This is a genomic window from Psychroflexus sp. MES1-P1E (assembly GCF_002836055.1).
GTDB lineage: Bacteria > Bacteroidota > Bacteroidia > Flavobacteriales > Flavobacteriaceae > Psychroflexus.
Genome location: NZ_PJBS01000313.1, coordinates 21,395 through 40,895, shown reverse-complemented (window position 1 = coordinate 40,895; position 19,501 = coordinate 21,395). Strand labels below are relative to the sequence as shown.

The following is a 19,501-nucleotide window of genomic DNA, read 5'->3' as shown; positions in this document are numbered from 1 at the left end:
ATATGGAAACCACAATTAAACCAGCTTATCAAAAAGAATTATTTGGACACCCAGCAGGTCTTTATATTTTATTTTTTACAGAACTATGGGAACGCTTTTCCTACTATGGAATGCGTGCCATACTTACTCTTTATATGCTAGCGAAAGTCAGTTCAGATAATCCTGGTTTAGGTTGGGAAGAAGGCAAAGCTTTGGCCACTTATGGCTGGTATACAATGCTCGTTTATGTGGTGTCTATTCCTGGAGGAATTATCGCTGATAAAATTTTAGGTCAAAAAATGTCGGTGATGATTGGAGGATGGTTACTCGTCGCAGGCCATGGAGTCTTATCTATTGAACAAGATTGGGCGTTTTTCAGTGGCTTACTCCTTATTGTGCTTGGTGTGGGTATGCTAAAACCCAATATATCTACTATGGTAGGTGGTCTCTATAAAGAAGGAGATGCTAGAAGAGACAAAGGCTTTTCCATTTTCTATATAGGTATAAACGTCGGGGCTGCTATTGCTGCTATTTTAGTAGGATTGGTTGCTAAAGAATATGGATGGCATTATGGTTTCGGCCTAGCCGCTATCGGTATGGTGATAGGCCAGTTGGTTTATATTTATGGACAAAAATATTTGACTCATGTTGGAAATAAACCTGACCCAAATTCTACCGAAGAAGCTTCCGTCTCTATTAAAGAGATTTTTCAAAGAATGCTGTCTACTAAAAAATCCTTAGTTGTTTTAATTTTGCTATTGGCTATTTCTTTTGTAATCCCTCTCCAATTTATGGAAAGCGAAGTGACGGCTTATATCGTTTTCTTTATTTTTCTATCTGTTGTAGTTGGGTTTATGATGACCGTTTATGAAGATCTTAATGGTAATGTAGAGAAAGATAGGTTCATTGTCTTACTTCTATCTTTTTTGATCGTCATTGTTTTCTGGGGAGCTTTTGAACAAGCAGGGGGCTTATTAAATATTTATGCTCAACAAAAAACAGATAGATTTTTACCTGTTTTTGACTACACAGTTCCTGCTGCGTTTTTTCAATCTTTAAATCCTACTTACATCATTTTATTTGGTATTCCAGTTGCTGTATTCTGGGCTTGGATGAAAAGGCGTGGAAAGGAAGCCTCTTCTATATTTAAGATGGCTATTGGTGTTATTATTATGGGACTCGGCTTCGTCTTTATGGTATTTGCTACCTTAGATTATGAAGCCAATGGTGAAGCGGCAATCTATTGGCTTATTTTTGCGTATTTACTTCACACTATTGGAGAGCTTTCTGCCTCTCCAGTAGCGCTTTCTTTTATCACAAAGTTAGCTCCGTTACGTTATGGAGCGCTTATGATGGGGTTATACTTTGCTGCAACTGGTTTAGGAAACAAAGTTGCTGGAATTATAGGTGAATCCTCTCAAGCTGAAAGCATAACTGTTGTACTTAAAGCAGATCAAGATCAGCTGATGCGTTTTGTTCCGAATCATGAAACAGATAGCATTTTTCAAAAAAACAAAGCGTTTACACTAGAAACCCAACTTTATAAAAATGCCTCTGATGAAGTTATTTTTGAAGAAGTAAATACAGATGAAAACATAAATTCACTATTTGCTTTTAAAGAAGAAGGATCAAAATTAGAGTTAATGGATAGGATAGAGCCTTATGAAGCCTCTGTAGATGATAAGTTATTGACTTACTTAAAATTTGACTATAAAGAGGGTCGTTATTTAGGTAGAGTGGATGTGGATCAATTCCAAACAGACCTTGAGTTTAAAACTTTTATGGGGATTATTATCTTTACAGTAGCCTTTGGGGTTTTAGTTATTTTACTATTAAAACCATTAAAACGTTTAACCCATGGTGCTGAAGAAAAAGAAGTGGAAGGTCTAGAAGGCGAAGGCTTTGAAATAGCAGATGATGAAATTAAATAAAAAGTTATGAAGTACTGGTCCACAACTATAATGCTCTTTTTTATTACCTCGCTCTCCGCCCAAGTGGAGTGGATGAGTATGAACGAGGCTTTACAAGCTCAAAAGGATGAGCCTAAGAAGATTTTTGCAGACTTTTATACAGACTGGTGCGGGCCTTGTAAAGCCATGGATAAAAATACGTTTGCTCATCCAGAGGTCGCAAAGTATATCAATATGCATTACTATCCTGTAAAATTTAATGCTGAAGGCACCGAGAAAGTCTTTTATAAAGATTTTGAATATACCAATCCTAACTTTAAACCCAACCTTAAAGGAAGGCGTAATGCACAGCATTTTTTCGCTAATGCGCTAAAGGTGTCTGCTTATCCAACGGTGGTCTTTTTCGATGAGGAAGCCAATGTAATCTCACCAGTTGTAGGCTACAAAACCCCTGAGCAATTAGAGCTTTATCTGAAAATGATAGCAACTGGCGCTTACAAAGAGTTAACCACTCAGGAAGCTTGGAAAAATTACCAATCAAAATTCGAAAGTACATTTTAACACTAATCTTTAGGAAATATATAAGCTCCATCTTCCCAAGTGGAATGAAAGTGAATACCCACTAGTTGCGCAGAATTTCTCCAACGTTCAATATCAGTCTTATAGTTACTTCCATCTGCAATCACTTGTTTAGGCCTTAAATCTTGCAGTAATCTATCAAAATTGAGATCTGGCGAATCTTTCAAAAGGATATAGGTGGGTTCAAAATTTTCTTTGGGATATGCAGGAATACTGTCTAAAATGAATAAAATTTCAGAAGGATTTATTTTATAACTAGATTTAAATTCTGAAAAACCAATGTGTTTGATACCTTTCAAAGTTTTGTAATTCTTAAGGTGATAAGTCAATTCGAGGGACTCTATGTCTTGAGGCTGATCAGAAAATAAGGTCAAATGCGACCCTATCAAAATCCCTAGTTGAGAGTCTCTATAGGTTTGAAATATAACGATTTCTTTCTGCTGAATTTGATCTCGGTTTTCCATATAAATAAAGAGAAGCAAAACCACTAGTGATAAATTCAGAATAAAATAGCTTCTTAACTTTTGCTTTGAATCCCATAGAATTAAGCTAAAAAACAACACTAAGCTGGATATCAAGATAGCCTTTGTAAAGTAGATGTCATTAATAATTAAGCTTTCTTGGGAAGCTATCCAGTCGACTACCCAAAGGAGTGCATCTAGTGAGCTAGCGTATAGGGTTACAAGAGTTTCTGGTAGTAAGTTGAAGAGGCTTAAAGCGATAATAATGATACCTCCGCCTAAGAGTATGCCTAATCCTGGAAGGATAATGAGATTACTCACTAAAAATAACCCAGGGAATTGATGAAAGTAATATAAACTGAGGGGAAGTACGCCAAGTTGAGCAGTAATAGTCACACAGGAGATATCCCAAACTTTTCGGTCCAAATAATAACGAGGGCTGTAAAGTTTAGATAGTCTTGGTTGAAGAATAACAATGCTGATAACAGCCATGTAACTTAATTGAAAACCAACCTGAAAGAGGAGATAAGGATTAATCATAATCAAGAAAACAGCCGACAAAGCCAAGGTGTTAATGGCACTTGTTTTCCGTCTATAGTTGAGGGCTATGCTTAAAAAAGAAAACATGACCGCTGCTCTCAACACCGAAGGTGTATAGCCGGCAAGTGTGGCAAAACCCCAAATACCAATAAGAACCAGACTATTTCTTAATACTCTACCGTAGCGAAAACTTAAAAGACCTTTGGTGACAAATTGTAAAATGATAAGGATAATACCCACATGTAATCCAGAGACAGCTAAGATATGAACCACACCAGCTTTAGAAAATTGGTCATAGGTTTCTGGATCTATATCTTGTTTTTGGCCAAGCAAAAGAGCCTGTATGATATCCAATTGAGCTTTGCTGAAGTCATGCTTCTGGAGCGAAATTTGAATGGTTGATCTTATTTTTTCACCAAAAGCTAAAAAGCTAAATCCTACTTCTTTTTCGATAAGTAAGGAATTGTATTTTGCAGATATAAAATGACTCATCTGCTGTGTAGCCATGTAGTTTTTATAATTAAATTGTTGAGGATTTTGAGGATTCTTAAAGAGTTGCATTTGTCCAAAACCTGAAACCACAGCGTTTGCAGGTAAATTTGAACCAAGACGCTTAAAAATTTGTAATAAGACTTTCCCCTCATAGGGCTTAGAATTAATGGACTGTATCTGGAGCTCAAACGTGTCCTTAAAAGCATTGGATTTTAAAGCTTTAATTATACGACCTTGGAATATAACAGGATTTTGTAAAGTAGAGTCAATAGTTATAAATCTACTATAATGAGAATCTTGATGCTTAGGAAGGTGTATTTTGGTATTAAGAAACCCGATTGACATTAAAAACAAAAGAGAAAAAGCAGTGAACATCAATTTTGTTCCAGGAAATCGTTTTACCACAAAAAAACTTATCAAAAAGAGAAGAAATATGACTAGGTTGAGAGTGATATAAAGAGAAAAATCTTGTCCAATTTCAAAAAATCCAATCCAACTTCCCAACAAGAAAACCGTGCATATCTGCAAAACTGGAAGATTGGAGTACTTCATCTTTTAAAATTCTGAACTTAATTCATCACTCGCATGCTTTTTACATAATTTTTTTTCCAGAACGGATTGTTGATAGAGGAAATCATAACTCCTCTGGAGCTAGAGGAATGAATAAAATCAATCGTTTGTGGTGTTTTTTTGACTACTAATCCTACATGGTTAATTCTCCTCCTGTTTTTGGAAATTTTAAAAAAAACGAGGTCTCCAACGTCTACCTGCCTTAGCTTTAATTTTTTTCCCGTCTTGGACATGTCCCTAGAAGTTCTTGGTAACTCTACTCCATATTGCATAAACGAGAGCTGTATTAATCCTGAGCAGTCCATTCCAGAAGAAGTTGTTCCTCCATATTTATAGGGAGTCCCGAGGTATCTTTTAGAATAATCAACAACGTTTTGGATAGTACTAGACCTTTTAAGTTCAGCTTGTTGAGCTCGTTTTGAACTACCACAAGAACTTAAGACCGCTATAAAAATTAAAGATGATAAAAGATTGTATTTAATTTTTATAAAAGCAGAACTACCAGAATTTCCAAAACTTCTTTTTTGAAGGTGTTTCGCCATAAGCGTAACCATAACCATAGGCATAACCATAAGTATAACCATATTTATAAGCACTAATTCCTGATTCAGGCAAACCATTTATTATAAGGCCAATGTTTATTAATTTTTTATCTTTATAAAATTCATTAATATGAGGCATCAACCTAATATCGGTAAGGCCTGCTCTTGTTACGTATAAGGTAGAATTAGCAAATTTGGAAATCAAAGCGGTATCGGTTACCAAAATAGTTGGAGCAGTGTCTATAATTACATAATTATATTCCGCTTTTGCAGCATTAATCATTTCTTCGAAGCGCTCGCTCATGAGTAACTCAGCTGGGTTGGGTGGGATTTGGCCAGAGAGTACTATATCCAATTTGGAATCTTTCATTTTATTCTTAAAAATCAAATCTTTAAATTTTACAGAATCATCATGCAAGAAATTTGTAACACCAATATGATCTTTTTTAAGGTCTAAATAAGTGTGTAATTGTGGATTTCTTAAGTCACATCCTATCAACAGAACTTTTTTACTAGTGAAGTCCAAGGCATTTGCTAAATTGATAGAAACGAAAGTTTTGCCCTCGGCTTTAGTTGTTGATGTTACCATAATCACTTGGCCTTCGGGAAGTTTTTTATGATCGCTTTTCTTAGGGTTAAGGTAGTTTAAATTAGTCCTTAAAATTCTGAAAGATTCTGCAACAGCGCTTCTTTCGTTAGATTCGATAATAGTATTTTCTTCTTTTTTTCGCATTGGGATTTCTGCCACAATAGGAATGTTGGGTAGATAAAATTTTATCTGATCTTTAGATTTTAACTTGGTATCCAGCAAGAATGCTAAAAACAGAATACCAAACGGAATTAAAAAACCAATAACTCCACCAGCTAGCAAAATCACTCTTGATTTAGGGCTTATTGGCGAATCAGAGGTATAGGCAAAATCTACAACCTTAATCACTGGCGCAGTAATAGCATTAGACAAAGCAGCTTCTTCTCTTTTCTGAAGCAGAAATAAATATAGTTTTTCTTTAATAGCCTGTTGGCGTCGAATAATCCTAAACTGCTTTTCTTGCTCTGGTAGTTGTCCAAAATTCCTGTCAAAAACCTGCTCTCTATTTTGAATATTATCTAAAGTAATATTCAGGCTTTTGATATACCCATCTATCGTATTAAGTATGTTGTCTCGCAAACGTTTCATTATGCGATTAGCTTCAATAATCAGGGGATTGTTTTTTGTTGAAGACACCATAAGCTTTTGCCTTTCAATAATTTTTTGGTTGTAGGATTCTGTAAAGGTATTGAGGTTTGAGTTGTCTATTCCAATATTCGCAGGTAACAATTCAAATTCATCCTGATTAAGAATGACTTCCTTAAAACTTTCGGTTAACTCAATTTGGGTTAAAACTTCGTAACGTTTAAGCTCGGCCTGATTGCTTTTAGTTATAATTTCCCCTGCGCTAGTCTCTAGGGTTATTAAGTCGTTTACTTTCTTAAAATCTACCAAACCACTTTCTACGGTGTCTAATTCATTTACTAAGAAAGCAAGTCTTTCAATAACAAACTCCTCAGTCCTCTTAGCAACCAAACGTTTGTCTGAAACACCATCTTCGTTAAATTCGCTAACTAAAGTATTAAGCACATCTTCGTTCTTTTGTGGATTTTGACCCGATATCGAAATATCCAGAATTTCACTGCCTTCTCCTAGCATTTCAATCTTGAGACTTCCCGCAAAACTGGCTTCTAGACTTTCCTTGCTTCTTCTAGAGAAACTAAAAGGAGAATCTATAATTGATTTAAGATCTCCATCAAAATTGGGATTAAAATCAATCACAAACCTTTTGTCTTCTACATCAACAGTTTCCCCTGGATTGAAGGTTTTTTTGAAATTAGTTTCCGGATTATAAAGCTCAAATTTTGTTAGACTTGTGAAGGTCACTTCATAACTCCCAGGCATATTCTTGAAGTCTTCCTCATTTGACCATTCCACTAGAAAAGGGACCTCATTTTTCCAAATCTCTGACGCTTTTAGGTTTCCAGACTGAAAATAAGTAATTTCTAAGTTTAAATTATTAATGACCTTTTGAGCTATTCTTCTCGACTTAATAAGTTCCATTTCGTTCTCAAGGTTTATTCTACTCCAGTCAAAAAGTGGTGCACTACCTTGTAGCCCTGATAAATCCAAGCCTCCTTCATCTTTTAAAATTTTTATTTGGGTAGCCGTTTTATAAATTCTAGTTGTATACCTTAAATAAATAAAGGAAACACTCAAACAAATAAATACCGACACCACGAACCAAGGCCAATATTTTAAATATTGGAATACGATTTGTTTAATATCTACTTCACTTTTTAGTTCTTCTTGGACTGAAGTTGATTGATTTGAATTTATATTTTCAGACATAGTTATCAACGAGTAATTAATAGGGTTAGAGTAGTAAGAAATGAAATCACAGAAATCACTGTGCCAATATTACTTATGAAACCAGCAGAAGCGATTTGTGGCTTATTAGGTTCAACATAAATAATGTCGTTTGGTTTTACATAGGCATATTCTGTATTCATCCAATCAGTTTTGGTCATATCTATACGTTTTACAACTCGTTCTCCTTCAAGTTGCCTTATGATTAAAATATTTTCACGTTTTCCTCGTATAGTAAGACCCCCAGCTATACCAATCGCCTGTTGTAAAGTAATATTTTCTTCAGTTGTTTCGTATGTTCCTGGACTTTTTACTTCTCCTTCAAACGTGAATTTAAAGTTAATTATTCTTACCCGGACAGTTGGATTTGTAATAAACTCCTTTAACAATTTTTCTAGATATAATTCTAATTCTTGAGTATTTTTCCCTTTTACTTCAATTTTGCCTAATTGGGGAAAGTTTATTTTACCATCGCTATTTACCAAATACCCCATCAATTTTAGCATTTCAACGTTTTGGACTGCCTGTCCGCTATTTCCTCCAGTGTTAAATTTATAGGGCGCTACACTTTCAGTATTTAATGCGGCAACTTCAATATTTAAAATATCGTTTATCTGGACATCTGTATGTGAATAGACATCAGAAACTGGTTCTAGTTCTTGACGATCAATATCTTGATAATAGACAATTTCTTTAGGCGAAGTACAGCCGATGATTAAAAAAGGAATAAAAAAGGTGGTTAATTTTTTCATTTTGAAATGTTAGCAAATTTTTACAAATTACACTCTTTTTTTTAACATAAAACTCAAGTATGGTTTAAAATAGAAAATATTATATCATTAACTTTTATGCTCCAATTTGTTGTTTGATGATTTTAATGATTAAATTTGTTTAGAAAACTTTAACTAACTTTCTAAAATAACATTCATCAATTTATGAATATCTTAAAACTATTAAAGCAAAGAGCCTTAGTTATACTTAAAGGTCTCGTGAAGAATTACGTACCGAGAAGTATCATCTTCTCTATCGATACCATAATAGTCTTTCTTGCTGCCCAATCAACTTTCTTCCTTATTTCTACCATTTCAAAACCTGAACCGCAATATTTCAACTTTAGCCTTAATCTTTGGGCTATCTTCGGCATACAGATCATTATTTTTCTATTACTAAAATCTTATGCTGGTATTATAAGATATACAGGATTCAGGGATGCCATTAAGCAATTGCAAACTACTATTTTGGCTGTTATATGTATTATTGTTATTAATCAAATATGTTTCCAAACCTTAGGAAAAAAAATTATAATAGAAGCAGGTGCAATCGTATATGGTTTTATAGCCTTTTCAACCTTGTTTTTTTTCAGGGTATTAGTTAAACGCCTTTATCAACTTATTCATTCAGATTCAACATCTTCTCGTGCTTTGATTTTAGGGACAAGTCTTACCGATGTTGCTATTGCTGAAAGTATTATTGCAGACACTCAAAAGAAATTTAATGTAGTAGGTTTTATGAACGAATCTGGTGAACTCAAACGAACCAGGATTTTAACCTTACCAATAGTCACAATTAATCAACTACAGCATAAGAACATAAGGGGCGCAACTTGTATTATTATTTCTAGTCAGAAATTAAGGGAATTATCCACAAATCAGCCAGAATTTCTAGATAAATTACTTGTACTTAACTTCAAGATTTTTAAACTTCCAGAACTTCAAGATTGGGACGGTGAAAACATCTCGGCTGAAATCAAAAAAATAAATTTGGAAGATTTACTCCAGAGGACACCCATTAAACTTCAAAAGAAGAAACTTAACTCTATTTATAGGGATAAAACCATCTTGGTTACGGGTGCAGCGGGGTCTATAGGGAGTGATATTGTAAAGCAGCTCATTCCTTTTAAGCCTAAAAAGATCTTGATGCTAGATCAAGCTGAAACTCCGCTTCACTTGATGAGTTTATTTATGGATAAAAAATTTCCAGAAATTCACTATGAAAAATTGATTGCCAATGTTCGTAATAAAAAACGCTTAGAATTTATTTTCGACCAGCACCAACCTGATGTGGTTTTTCACGGTGCAGCCTATAAGCATGTACCAATGATGGAGGCCAATCCTATTGAAGCACTTGATGTTAATTTCGTTGGTACTAAAAATCTAGTCGACTTAGCTTTAAAAAATAGAGTTGACAGATTCGTTTTTGTTTCTACAGATAAAGCGGTGAATCCCACAAATATTATGGGTGCTTCTAAGCGTAGTGCGGAAATTTATGTACAATCCGTTGCAAGATTAGAGACCACTGAGACTAGATTTATTACCACAAGATTTGGTAATGTACTAGGTTCCAATGGATCAGTAATTCCCCATTTTAAAAAACAAATAGAAGAATTTGGTCCTATTACGGTGACACATCCAGACATTACACGCTATTTTATGACGATAGATGAAGCGTGTCAACTAGTTCTAGAAGCAGGTGCCATGGGGTACGGAGGTGAAATTTATGTTTTCGATATGGGTAAGCCCGTCAAAATTGTAGACCTAGCTAAACAGATGATAAGACTTTCTGGTTTTATACCAGATGAAGACATCAAAATTGTTTACACAGGCTTAAGACCAGGTGAGAAGCTTTACGAAGAATTACTTGCGGATAAAGAAAATACTAAAGCTACGCATCACCAAAAAATATTGATTGCAAAGACAAGTTTTGCATTTGATAAATCCAAATTAATTTTATTAGAGAATCTTGTGAATCAAATTGCCAATAATGATGAATTCAAGTCTATTGAAATTCTCAAAAAATTGGTTCCAGAATTTATACCCTTAACAGAGGAACAGCGTCAAAAAAATGCTGTACAATTAAATTTCTAAAACATAACTGACTTCCGTATTTACCCAAGTCAAAAAATCTTCATCTTCTTTTGAAAAGGCATTTTTGGTGTGAGAATCGATATCGATTTGACCAATATTTTGTCCGCTAACAAAAAGAGGGATCACCACTTCAGATTTTACATAGATACTACAAGCGATATAATTATCTTGAGCAGTAACATCGTCTACCACAAATTTTTGGTTGGATTCTGCAACTTGGCCACAGATTCCTTTTCCGAAAGGAATTATAATATGGTCTGTAGGTTCTCCAGCATAAGCTTTTAAAATAAGCTCTCTTTTATCCCCATTTTTGAAATAAAATCCAACCCAATCGTAAGTTGTAACGTCTTTTTGGAGAATGCTGCAAACCTCCATCAATCTTTGATCGATGCCTAGGTTGTTTTGTTTTAAAATATCTTTTATACGGGGTTTTAAGCTTTCAAGGGTCATGAACTATATTTTAAGCAAAAGTATTTAATAATAGAGCAACACAGAAGAACGCTTTTCTATAAATTTGTTAAATATTAGCGAATGATTCTTTCTCAATTAAGTTTCAATAAGGGGTTTTGCTACAAATACAATAATTTGGAAATTTTTAGAAAAAATAAAGCTGTTATTAAGTTCCTAGGCGTTTTTTTTGGTACCTATATCCTTCTTACTATAGCCTATCAATTGTATCTAGATCACGCTCCAGATCAACCTTATTTTCCTGAAATTATCACCCATATGGTCGCTTTACAAACCGAAAGTTTGATTAGCTTATTTGGATATGAAACCAAAAGTATTCCCAGTCATTACGATCCTTCTATGCGTATTGGTATAAACGGAGGTTACTTGGTTAGAGTTGTAGAAGGTTGTAATGCTGTGAGTGTTATCATCCTTTTCTTAGCCTTCATTTTAGCATTTAAAAAGGACTTCAGGTCTACAGTTCTATTTATTTTTGCTGGGAGTGTTATTATTTATTCGCTTAATGTCCTTCGTATAGCCTTGCTTACAATTGGAATTTATGAGATACCAGAATATCAAGAATTTATGCACGGGACTTTATTTCCAGCTTTTATCTATGGATTGGTATTCTTGCTTTGGATCGTATGGATTAAAAATTACAAACCTAAAGTAAAACCTGTAAATGAATAAAGTCTTAAAAATTGGCTTGATTGGTTTTTTGCTTTTAGGGCTTGTGCTAATTCGTTTCTATGAGCATGAGCTCTTTTTAGATCCCTTATTGGAATTTTACAGCTCAGAGTCTAGTTACGCTCAAGCGCCAGAATTTGATGTCATGCAAGTACTTGGCTCAACAAGCTGGAGGTATTTACTCAATTCTATGATCTCTATAGCAATTATTGGGTTTGTTTTTCCTTATAGAAAAACTATACTATTTTCAATTGCATTTTATGTCTTGGCTTATTTGATTTTGACGTTCTTGTTTTGGTTATTAGTAAGTGATATGGAAAGAGAAAACTTTCTTACTATTTTTTACATCAGGCGTTTTTTAATTCAACCTATATTTGTACTAGTTTTGTTACCAGCCTTTTACTATCAAAAGTATACTGTTAAAGAAAAAGATTAATTCATAAAAATAACTACTTTTGAAGTGTGATATCATTTATCTCTAAAATAGGATCAATTTCTTTAGCCCTTATGGTGCTGGTCTCCACGATTTCATTTACCGTCGATGCTCATTACTGTGGTAATATTTTAGTAGATAAAGCTATTTTATCCAAAGCAAAAACCTGCGAAATGCACCAACAAATGCCTTCGGAAGACGAGGATAGTTGTTGCGATAACGAGGTTGAAACTATAGAGGGACAAGACATCCTCCAATTTTCTAAAGCTGAATTTGATTTGGATATTCCTTTAGAATTTACTGTTTTCAGTCTAATTTACTTCTGTGATTTAGATATTTTTGAAAAGCAAATTGATAAATTTCAATTTTACACCCCCCCCCAACATTCGTTAGACCTTCAGTTGCTTAAGCAGGTTTTTCTTATTTGATTATTAAAACTTATTGCATTTACTTTAACTGAATCAACTTCAGAAAAAAGTAAAACATGTTGTACTTGTTTTAATATCAAATTCTTATGCTGAATACCATTATAAAATTCTTTTTGAATCAACGGCTATTGTCGTTTATTCTACTTTCCATGATTGTCCTAGGAGGATTAATAGTCTCTCCCTTTCAATGGAATCTTTCTTTTTTACCAAAAAATCCTATCCCTGTAGATGCGATCCCCAACACGGGTGCAAATCAACAGATTGTCTTTACAGAATGGCCAGGGCGATCTCCTCAAGATATTGAAGATCAAATTGGTTATCCTCTTACCACATATCTACTTGGTCTGCCAGGCGTAGAGACGGTGAGAAGCTCTTCTATGTTTGGATTTTCTAGTATCTATATCATCTTCGAAGAGGATACTGAATTCTATTGGTCTAGATCTAGAATTGTAGAAAAACTAAGTGCCGTCCCAAAAGATTTACTTCCTCCAGATGTCAAACCCACTTTAGGTCCAGATGCTACTGCTTTAGGGCAAGTGTATTGGTATACTATTGAGGGGCGAGATAAAGATAATAATCCAACAGGAGGGTGGAGTTTACAAGAGCTCAGGAGTATTCAAGATTATTTTGTAAAATACAGCCTGAGTAGTGCCAAAGGAATTTCTGAAGTTGCTTCCATAGGGGGGTATGTAAAAGAGTACCAAATCAATGTGAATCCGGGGGCTTTAAGATCTTACGGTATTTCACTCATGCAAGTCGCTAATGCTGTAAAGTCTAGCAATCAAGATGTAGGAGCCAAAACTTTAGAGATCAATCAGGTTGAATATATCATCCGAAGCCTAGGAGATCTCGAAAGCTTAAAAGATATTGAAAATACGATGGTGGATGAGGTAAATAATGTTCCTGTCTACATAAAAGATATTGCGAACGTTAACCTTGGACCAGCCCAGCGAAGAGGGATTCTGGACAAAGCGGGAGCTGAGGTTGTTGGAGGTGTGGTTGTTGCTAGAGATGGGTACAACCCCATGGAAGCCATTCAAAACATCAAAGATAAAATTGATGAAGTCTCCCCTGGCTTGCCAACTAAAATCTTGAAAGACGGTACAGAAAGCAAACTCAAAATCATTCCGTTTTACGATCGTTCAGAATTAATCAACGAAACCATTGGCACTTTAGAGGAAGCCATCAGTTTACAGTTGATTATCGCCATATTGGTAATTATTATTATAATCTTCAATCTGAGGGCGTCTTTGGTGATCTCATCCGTCTTACCCATATCAGTCTTGCTGGTTTTTATAGCGATGAAGATTTTTGATATACAAGCCAATATAGTCGCCCTTTCGGGAATTGCTATTGCCATAGGAACCATGATCGATCTTGCTGTAATCCTAACAGAAAATGTGATCAAAAAATTTGAAGACCATCCAAGTCGTGATCTGCTTAAAAACATCTTCGATGGTTCTTCGGAAGTGAGTTCTGCCATTTTAACTGCTGTGCTGACTACCATTGTGAGTTTTGTTCCTGTGTTTAGTCTAGAAGCCGCAGAAGGAAAACTCTTTATCCCTTTGGCTTACACTAAAACTTTTGCCCTTACTTCGGCTTTTTTGGTGACTGTATTGATTTTACCGAGTTTGATGTATTTTATTTTTAAAATAAAATTGAACAGATCAAAACTGTCTTGGTCTTTAAACATCCTTCTTGTTTTATTGGGAGTCTGGGCTTTTTTTTACTCGTTTTGGTTAGGGATTTTTATCAGTGTCTATGCCCTGAGTTTTTGGGTGTCCAAACATGCTCATCGTGATTTGAAAGCGCTGAAATACATGCATTATTTTGTCATCATCTTTGGATTTTTGACAGGCTTAGCTAAGCTTTGGTCTCCACTAGGTCCAGCAAACTCTGTAGTTAGTAATTTTCTTTTTGTAGGGGTTTTACTAGGAATCATTTTAGGCTTTTATCTCATTTTACAAAAATACTACTTAGAGATTTTGAATTTTTTTATGGCCAGAATGAAAGGCTTCCTAGCTTTAGTAGCTCTGTTCTTGCTGGTAGCCGTTTTAATGTGGCAAGGATTTACAAGTGTATTTGGATGGTCTCAACACCTTTCCAATTCCATTGGGTTTTCTGTTGAAAAAACCCAAGTTTGGAGAGGCTTAGAGAGAACCTTTCCTGGCATTGGAAAAGAGTTTATGCCCAGTCTCGACGAAGGAAGTTTTATCCTGATGCCGACCAGCATGGCACATTCTGGAATTTCTTTTAACACAGAAAAACTTCAACAAATGGATGTGTTGGTAAGTCGGATTCCAGAGGTAAAAACCGTTGTTGGTAAGTTAGGTCGAGTCGAGTCGGCCATAGATCCTGCTCCTATTTCTATGTTCGAAAATCTCATCACCTATAAGTCAGAGTTTGCATTGAATGAAAATGGTAAACGAGTTGCTTATCGTGTGAATGAAAATGGGCACTATAAAATTTCTGAAACCCTATACACATTGAAGTTTCCAGAATTAACTTCATTGTATTTTGATACTGAAACTTATAGATTCTTAGATCCAGATGGCGAACTTTTGCCAGACAAGGTAAACGATGATTTATTCTACGAGATTGATACTCATTTTCAACGGTACTTAATTCAAGATGAAGAGGGACGTTATTTTAGGAACTGGAGAAAGCACATTCAATCTAAAGATGATATTTGGGATGAAATTTCGAAAGTGACTAAAATCCCTGGTGTGACTTCTGCTCCTCAACTCCAGCCTATAGAAACAAGGCAAATTATGTTACAAACGGGGATGCGGGCTCCCATGGGAATAAAGGTGTCTGGACCAGATTTGAAAACGATTGAAGCTTTTGGACTTCGATTAGAAGAGATCTTAAAACAAGTTGAAACCGTCAAAACGGAAGCCGTTTTTGCCGATAGAATTGTTGGTAAACCTTACTTAAACATCGTCCTAAAGCGTCAAAACCTGGCAAAATATGGACTGAGTGTAGATGAGGTTCAAAACTTTATTTCCGTAGCTGTTGGAGGGATGCCACTTATAGAATTGATTGATGGCAGAGAGCGCTATGGAGTGAGGGTAAGATATCCACGGGAATTGAGAAATTCACCAGAGACCCTCAAAACAATGTTGATTTCTACATCCAATGGGACTCAAATCCCGATGGGGGAGATTGTAGATATTGAGTATGCTAGAGGTCCTCAAAATATAAAAAGTGAAAATACATTTTTAACGGGCTATGTTCTTTTTGATAAAGCTGAGGGAATTGCAGAAGTCACTGCAGTTGAGGATTCTAAGGCTCTTATCACTTCTGAAATAGAAAATGGAAACTTGATTGTCCCTTCTGGAATCAGTTATCGCTTTGCAGGAAATTTTGAAAATCAAGTGCGGTCAGAAAAACGTTTATCCATTATTTTACCACTGGTGCTGCTGGTCATTTTCTTAATCCTTTATTTCCAGTTCAAATCAGTGAGTATAAGTGCTATGATATTTTCTTCCATAGCGCTAGCCTTCAGTGGAGGTTTTATTTTAATCTGGTGCTATGGGCAAGGCTGGTTTTTGAATTTCAGTGTCTTTGGAGAAAACTTAAGGGATGTTTTTCAGTTGAAGACTATCAACTCGAGCGTTGCCGTATGGGTGGGATTCATTGCTCTCTTCGGTATTGCCACAGATGATGCCGTATTGATGGCCACATATTTAAAACAATCACTAAAAGATAATCCAACGAAAACAATTTCAGAATTGAAAACCGCCGTTATGGAAGGTGGACAAAAGCGAATTCGTCCAGCCGTCATGACTTCCATTACGACTATTATCGCTCTGCTACCTGTGTTATCTTCTACAGGAAAAGGATCGGATATCATGGTACCTATGGCGATTCCTGCTTTTGGCGGAATGTTGATGGCAAGTTTAACCTACTTTTTGTTGCCTATTTTATTCTACCTTTTTTATAAGAAAACGATGATCACCACTCAATCTTAAACTCATGAAATCTATTTTACACCCCTTTAATCACCATTTTAAGAGCACTCATAGGAGGACTGCAGTCTGTTTTTTTATAAGTATTTTGATGTTCAGCTGGTCGTCTTTTAGTCAAAGTCTCAAAGATTTACAACACCGAGCGGCTGAAAACAATTTGGAATTGAAATCACAATTCAAACGTTTTGAAGCACAGCTTGAAGGTATCACACAAGCCAAATCTTGGCAAGACCCCAACTTGAGTTTTGGGTATTTTATAAGTCCAATAGAAACTCGAGCTGGCCCTCAGATTGCAAGATTTTCGTTGACTCAAAAGTTGCCTTGGTTTGGAACCTATAAAGCGAAAGGCGACATTGCTGCCTTTAGAGCTGAAGCTGAATTTGAAAAGTTTCAAGATCAAAAATTGAAATTATTTCTAAATATTGCTCAGAAGTATTATGATCTTTTGGCCTTAAGGTATATCATAGAACTTGAAACGAAACAACTTGAGATTTTAGAAAATCTGAAAGCTATAGTAGAATCTAACTATAAAAATGATAAAGCCATGTTGGTTGATATTTTGAGAGTAGATCTGGAAATGGATAAGCAGTTGAGTACAATTCAAGTTTTAAAAGACCAAGACCAAGCTTTTGTCACCCAACTCAATCAACTGATGGATAGGCAGTTGAAAACTCCTGTCCAAATTTTAAATCCAAAGCAGATTCTGGAACAAAATGAATGGATTGAAATAGATTCTATGCTTAGAAATCACCCTCGACTTGAAGCGATTCGCAAATTGAAAGCCTCCAATGAGGCAGAAAGCGAGTTAGCTAAAAAAGAAGCGATGCCACAGTTTGGTTTAGGATTGGATTATGCTATTATCCAAGACCGAAATGTTCAAAATGCAGAGGCTGGTCAGGATGCGATTATGCCTATGTTATCAGTGAGCTTACCTATTTTTGGCAAGAAGAACAAATCTAGAAAAAAGGCAGTTTCTCTTCAAGGAGAATCTATTGAATTCCAATTGAAAAACGAAGAGTCTCGTTTGAAAACTGAAATACAAGTTGCTCTATATAAGCAAGATGAACTTTTTAGTTTACTTAGCTTATACGATAAGCAGCTATTGAGCTTAAAAGATATTCTTCAACTTTCTGAAACCGCATTAGCCAATGCCAGCATGGGAATAGAAGACGTTTTGCGCTTGCAAGAAGAGCGTTTACTCTATGAGAAACAACGAGCCAAAACTCTCGCTGATCTTCAAAAAACAGATGAAACTTTAATCTACTTAACCTCAAACTCAGGTTTATGAGCAGCGATGGCTTTTTAGAAAATTGTGGTAATGCCTCCAAAACACTGCTTTGGGCGTTTGTTTTTGTTGGCCTCCATAAACTTGGTTTTACAACTCGGAATTGTCATCTCTCTATTTTTAGGCTGGCATCTTGTTGCGGGTGAATAGGGTGGTGGAATTTTGTTTTTAGGAAAAGCTTTAAAATATTCGCTTTTATAAGCCTTCTATGGCTGTTGGTAGGAATCCAAGTCAAATGCATATTTAATTATTAACGAACATATTTCAATAATGAACACAAAATTTAAAATGTACGCAATCGCCGGACTGGTTTTAGTTCTTGGTATTTTCATTGGGTCTAGCCTATTTTCTTCTGAAGAGAATACGCAGGATCATAATCATACCGCAGAAACAGAATCTTCAGTTTGGACTTGCTCTATGCACCCACAAATCCGTAACGGTGAACCAGGCGATTGCCCTATCTGTGGTATGGACTTGATTCCTGCCAATACCTTGGAGGAAACGGTAGATCCAGATGCTATCCGAATGACTAAGTCTGCAAGGGCTCTGGCTCAAATAGAAACGACTCTAGTTAGCGATGGAAAAAAGACCTCTTCAACCTTAGACCTTTCTGGGCAGCTAGACATTAATGAAAAAAGCAAAACGAGTTTAATCGCAAATTTCGACGGTCGAATTGAGCAACTAAATATTAATTTTGAAGGGGAAACTGTTCAAAACAACCAAATTGTTGCAAAATTGTATTCTTCTACTATTCAAGTTTTAAAAGATGAATACGCTTTAGCGAAACGCACAGATAACGGAAGCTTAATGCAAAGTGTAGTTCAAAAAATTGAGAATCTAGAACTGAGTTTGCAAGATATTCAAAACAAGTCTAAGTCCGCAACAATACCATTAAGAGCTCAACAAACAGGAAATGTTACACAACTAATGGTAGCTCAGGGCGACCAAGTGAAAGCTGGACAAGCACTAATGGAAATCACAGATTTGTCCACGCTTTGGGCGATGTTTGATGTTTATGAGCAAGACTTAAATCTCATCAAAGTTGGTGATGAAATGAGCATGAATATAGGAGGAGCAACTGTAACTGGTAAAGTGGATTTTATTTCACCTATTTTCAATACAGAAGAGCGATCTGCCAAAGTAAGGGTTGTGGTACAAAACCCTAATTTGAGATGGAAGCCAGGCGTTTTTGTCACAGGAGTAGTCAGTACTAATGTTATAAACATAAAAAACGAAACTCCTTTATATGTTCCCAAATCTTCAGTGCTTTGGACAGGTAAACGCTCTATAGTTTACAAGCAATTGGAAAACGAAAACGGTATTTACTTTAAACTAACGACAGTTGAAATAGGAAAAACCTCAGAAGACACTATTGAAATTTTATCAGGATTGCAAGCAGGCGATGAGGTGGTTACTCAAGGGGCTTTTAGTATTGATTCTGAAGCACAGCTTGCCGGTAAGACGAGCATGATGGATCCAAAAACAGAAGAGTCACAGTCAAAGTCTTCTGTTGATGAAGAGAAAAACCTAAATCCGAAAGCGATTGCTCAGCTTCTAACCGATTATAGACAACTTAAAATTGCCTTATCTTCAGATAATTTTGAAGATGCTAAAACCAATTATAAAAAATTGGTGGCTTCCTTTTCTAAACTGAAGCTGAGAAAGCTTCAGAATATTGATAAAATTAAATCGATAGACGAACTAAGAGAGAAGTTCCTAGCTCTTTCAGAAGATATCATTGCGATAGCAAAAACTTTAAACCCAACGGATCAGTTGCTTTATGTACAGCGTTGCCCTATGGCTAATAATAATGAAGGAGCGTCTTGGCTAAGCTTTACCAAAGAGATAAAAAACCCCTATTATGGAGCTTCTATGTTGACCTGTGGAAGCACGATAGATTCGATACAATAAATTG

At 35.6% G+C, this 19,501-nt stretch carries 14 protein-coding genes; 9 read left to right on the top strand and 5 right to left on the bottom strand.

Features of this window, described 5'->3' with window-relative positions; genetic code table 11:
- Positions 1–2 precede the first annotated feature (2 nt).
- Positions 3–1,910 carry a peptide MFS transporter gene (locus CXF67_RS12455; RefSeq protein WP_102089045.1) on the top strand — a complete coding sequence of 636 codons (1,908 nt, stop codon included), beginning with the start codon at positions 3–5 and terminating at the stop codon, positions 1,908–1,910.
- A 6-nt stretch (positions 1,911–1,916) separates the two neighbouring features.
- Entirely contained in the window at positions 1,917–2,450 is a 534-nt protein-coding gene (locus CXF67_RS12450) for a thioredoxin family protein (RefSeq protein WP_102089044.1), read from the top strand.
- A gap of 2 nt (positions 2,451–2,452) precedes the next feature.
- Here the strand turns inward: CXF67_RS12450 and CXF67_RS12445 are convergent, their stop codons facing one another.
- From CXF67_RS12445 to CXF67_RS12430, 4 genes are read right to left on the bottom strand one after another with little or no spacing between them, the layout of a single operon-like run.
- Positions 2,453–4,513 carry a ComEC/Rec2 family competence protein gene (locus tag CXF67_RS12445; RefSeq protein ID WP_102089043.1) on the bottom strand — a complete coding sequence of 687 codons (2,061 nt, stop codon included), beginning with the start codon at positions 4,511–4,513 and terminating at the stop codon, positions 2,453–2,455.
- Positions 4,514–4,530: 17 nt separating this feature from the next.
- On the bottom strand, positions 4,531–5,073 hold the full coding sequence (locus CXF67_RS12440; RefSeq protein WP_102089042.1) for a C40 family peptidase: 543 nt from the start codon (positions 5,071–5,073) through the stop codon (positions 4,531–4,533).
- Positions 5,030–7,453 carry a GumC family protein gene (locus tag CXF67_RS12435; protein ID WP_102089041.1) on the bottom strand — a complete coding sequence of 808 codons (2,424 nt, stop codon included), beginning with the start codon at positions 7,451–7,453 and terminating at the stop codon, positions 5,030–5,032. The genes CXF67_RS12440 and CXF67_RS12435 overlap by 44 nt, the downstream gene beginning before the upstream one ends.
- 5 nt (positions 7,454–7,458) lie before the next feature.
- Positions 7,459–8,223, bottom strand: a complete 765-nt coding sequence (locus CXF67_RS12430; protein ID WP_102089040.1) for a polysaccharide biosynthesis/export family protein — start codon at positions 8,221–8,223, stop codon at positions 7,459–7,461.
- A 183-nt stretch (positions 8,224–8,406) separates the two neighbouring features.
- On the opposite strand from CXF67_RS12430, the gene CXF67_RS12425 reads away from it, so the two are divergent.
- Positions 8,407–10,335 carry a polysaccharide biosynthesis protein gene (locus tag CXF67_RS12425; protein WP_102089039.1) on the top strand — a complete coding sequence of 643 codons (1,929 nt, stop codon included), beginning with the start codon at positions 8,407–8,409 and terminating at the stop codon, positions 10,333–10,335.
- On the opposite strand, the gene CXF67_RS12420 is transcribed toward CXF67_RS12425, so the two are convergent.
- The gene (locus CXF67_RS12420; RefSeq protein ID WP_102089038.1) at positions 10,324–10,785 is read right to left on the bottom strand and encodes a GAF domain-containing protein; all 462 of its coding nucleotides are present in this window, start codon (positions 10,783–10,785) and stop codon (positions 10,324–10,326) included. The two genes, CXF67_RS12425 and CXF67_RS12420, sit on opposite strands and share 12 nt — an antisense overlap.
- 81 nt (positions 10,786–10,866) lie before the next feature.
- Between CXF67_RS12420 and xrtF the strand changes: the two genes are divergently transcribed.
- From xrtF to CXF67_RS12390, 6 genes are all read left to right on the top strand, one after another.
- On the top strand, positions 10,867–11,472 hold the full coding sequence (gene xrtF / locus CXF67_RS12415; RefSeq protein WP_257984685.1) for an exosortase family protein XrtF: 606 nt from the start codon (positions 10,867–10,869) through the stop codon (positions 11,470–11,472).
- Positions 11,465–11,905, top strand: coding sequence for an exosortase F system-associated membrane protein (locus CXF67_RS12410; RefSeq protein ID WP_102089037.1), 441 nt, complete (start codon positions 11,465–11,467; stop codon positions 11,903–11,905). The genes xrtF and CXF67_RS12410 overlap by 8 nt, the downstream gene beginning before the upstream one ends.
- Before the next feature lie 26 nt (positions 11,906–11,931).
- Positions 11,932–12,330 carry an HYC_CC_PP family protein gene (locus CXF67_RS12405; RefSeq protein ID WP_102089036.1) on the top strand — a complete coding sequence of 133 codons (399 nt, stop codon included), beginning with the start codon at positions 11,932–11,934 and terminating at the stop codon, positions 12,328–12,330.
- A gap of 86 nt (positions 12,331–12,416) precedes the next feature.
- Positions 12,417–16,304, top strand: coding sequence for an efflux RND transporter permease subunit (locus tag CXF67_RS12400; RefSeq protein WP_102089035.1), 3,888 nt, complete (start codon positions 12,417–12,419; stop codon positions 16,302–16,304).
- A gap of 4 nt (positions 16,305–16,308) precedes the next feature.
- Complete coding sequence (locus tag CXF67_RS12395; RefSeq protein ID WP_257984684.1) at positions 16,309–17,589, top strand: TolC family protein; 1,281 nt, start codon at positions 16,309–16,311, stop codon at positions 17,587–17,589.
- A 267-nt stretch (positions 17,590–17,856) separates the two neighbouring features.
- Positions 17,857–19,497 (top strand): efflux RND transporter periplasmic adaptor subunit, encoded by a 1,641-nt coding sequence (locus CXF67_RS12390; RefSeq protein ID WP_102089033.1) that lies wholly within the window; start codon positions 17,857–17,859, stop codon positions 19,495–19,497.
- Positions 19,498–19,501 lie beyond the last annotated feature (4 nt).

Excerpts from the sequence above, each read along its gene's own strand:
- CXF67_RS12400 (WP_102089035.1), top strand. The coding sequence starts at position 12,417 with ATGCTGAATACCATTATAAAATTCTTTTTGAATCAACGGCTATTGTCG.
- CXF67_RS12435 (WP_102089041.1), bottom strand. The coding sequence starts at position 7,453 with ATGTCTGAAAATATAAATTCAAATCAATCAACTTCAGTCCAAGAAGAA.
- CXF67_RS12420 (WP_102089038.1), bottom strand. The coding sequence starts at position 10,785 with ATGACCCTTGAAAGCTTAAAACCCCGTATAAAAGATATTTTAAAACAA.
- CXF67_RS12445 (WP_102089043.1), bottom strand. The coding sequence starts at position 4,513 with ATGAAGTACTCCAATCTTCCAGTTTTGCAGATATGCACGGTTTTCTTG.
- CXF67_RS12395 (WP_257984684.1), top strand. The coding sequence starts at position 16,309 with ATGAAATCTATTTTACACCCCTTTAATCACCATTTTAAGAGCACTCAT.
- CXF67_RS12430 (WP_102089040.1), bottom strand. The coding sequence starts at position 8,223 with ATGAAAAAATTAACCACCTTTTTTATTCCTTTTTTAATCATCGGCTGT.
- xrtF (WP_257984685.1), top strand. The coding sequence starts at position 10,867 with ATGATTCTTTCTCAATTAAGTTTCAATAAGGGGTTTTGCTACAAATAC.
- CXF67_RS12390 (WP_102089033.1), top strand. The coding sequence starts at position 17,857 with ATGAACACAAAATTTAAAATGTACGCAATCGCCGGACTGGTTTTAGTT.
- CXF67_RS12450 (WP_102089044.1), top strand. The coding sequence starts at position 1,917 with ATGAAGTACTGGTCCACAACTATAATGCTCTTTTTTATTACCTCGCTC.
- CXF67_RS12425 (WP_102089039.1), top strand. The coding sequence starts at position 8,407 with ATGAATATCTTAAAACTATTAAAGCAAAGAGCCTTAGTTATACTTAAA.
- CXF67_RS12410 (WP_102089037.1), top strand. The coding sequence starts at position 11,465 with ATGAATAAAGTCTTAAAAATTGGCTTGATTGGTTTTTTGCTTTTAGGG.
- CXF67_RS12440 (WP_102089042.1), bottom strand. The coding sequence starts at position 5,073 with ATGGCGAAACACCTTCAAAAAAGAAGTTTTGGAAATTCTGGTAGTTCT.
- CXF67_RS12455 (WP_102089045.1), top strand. The coding sequence starts at position 3 with ATGGAAACCACAATTAAACCAGCTTATCAAAAAGAATTATTTGGACAC.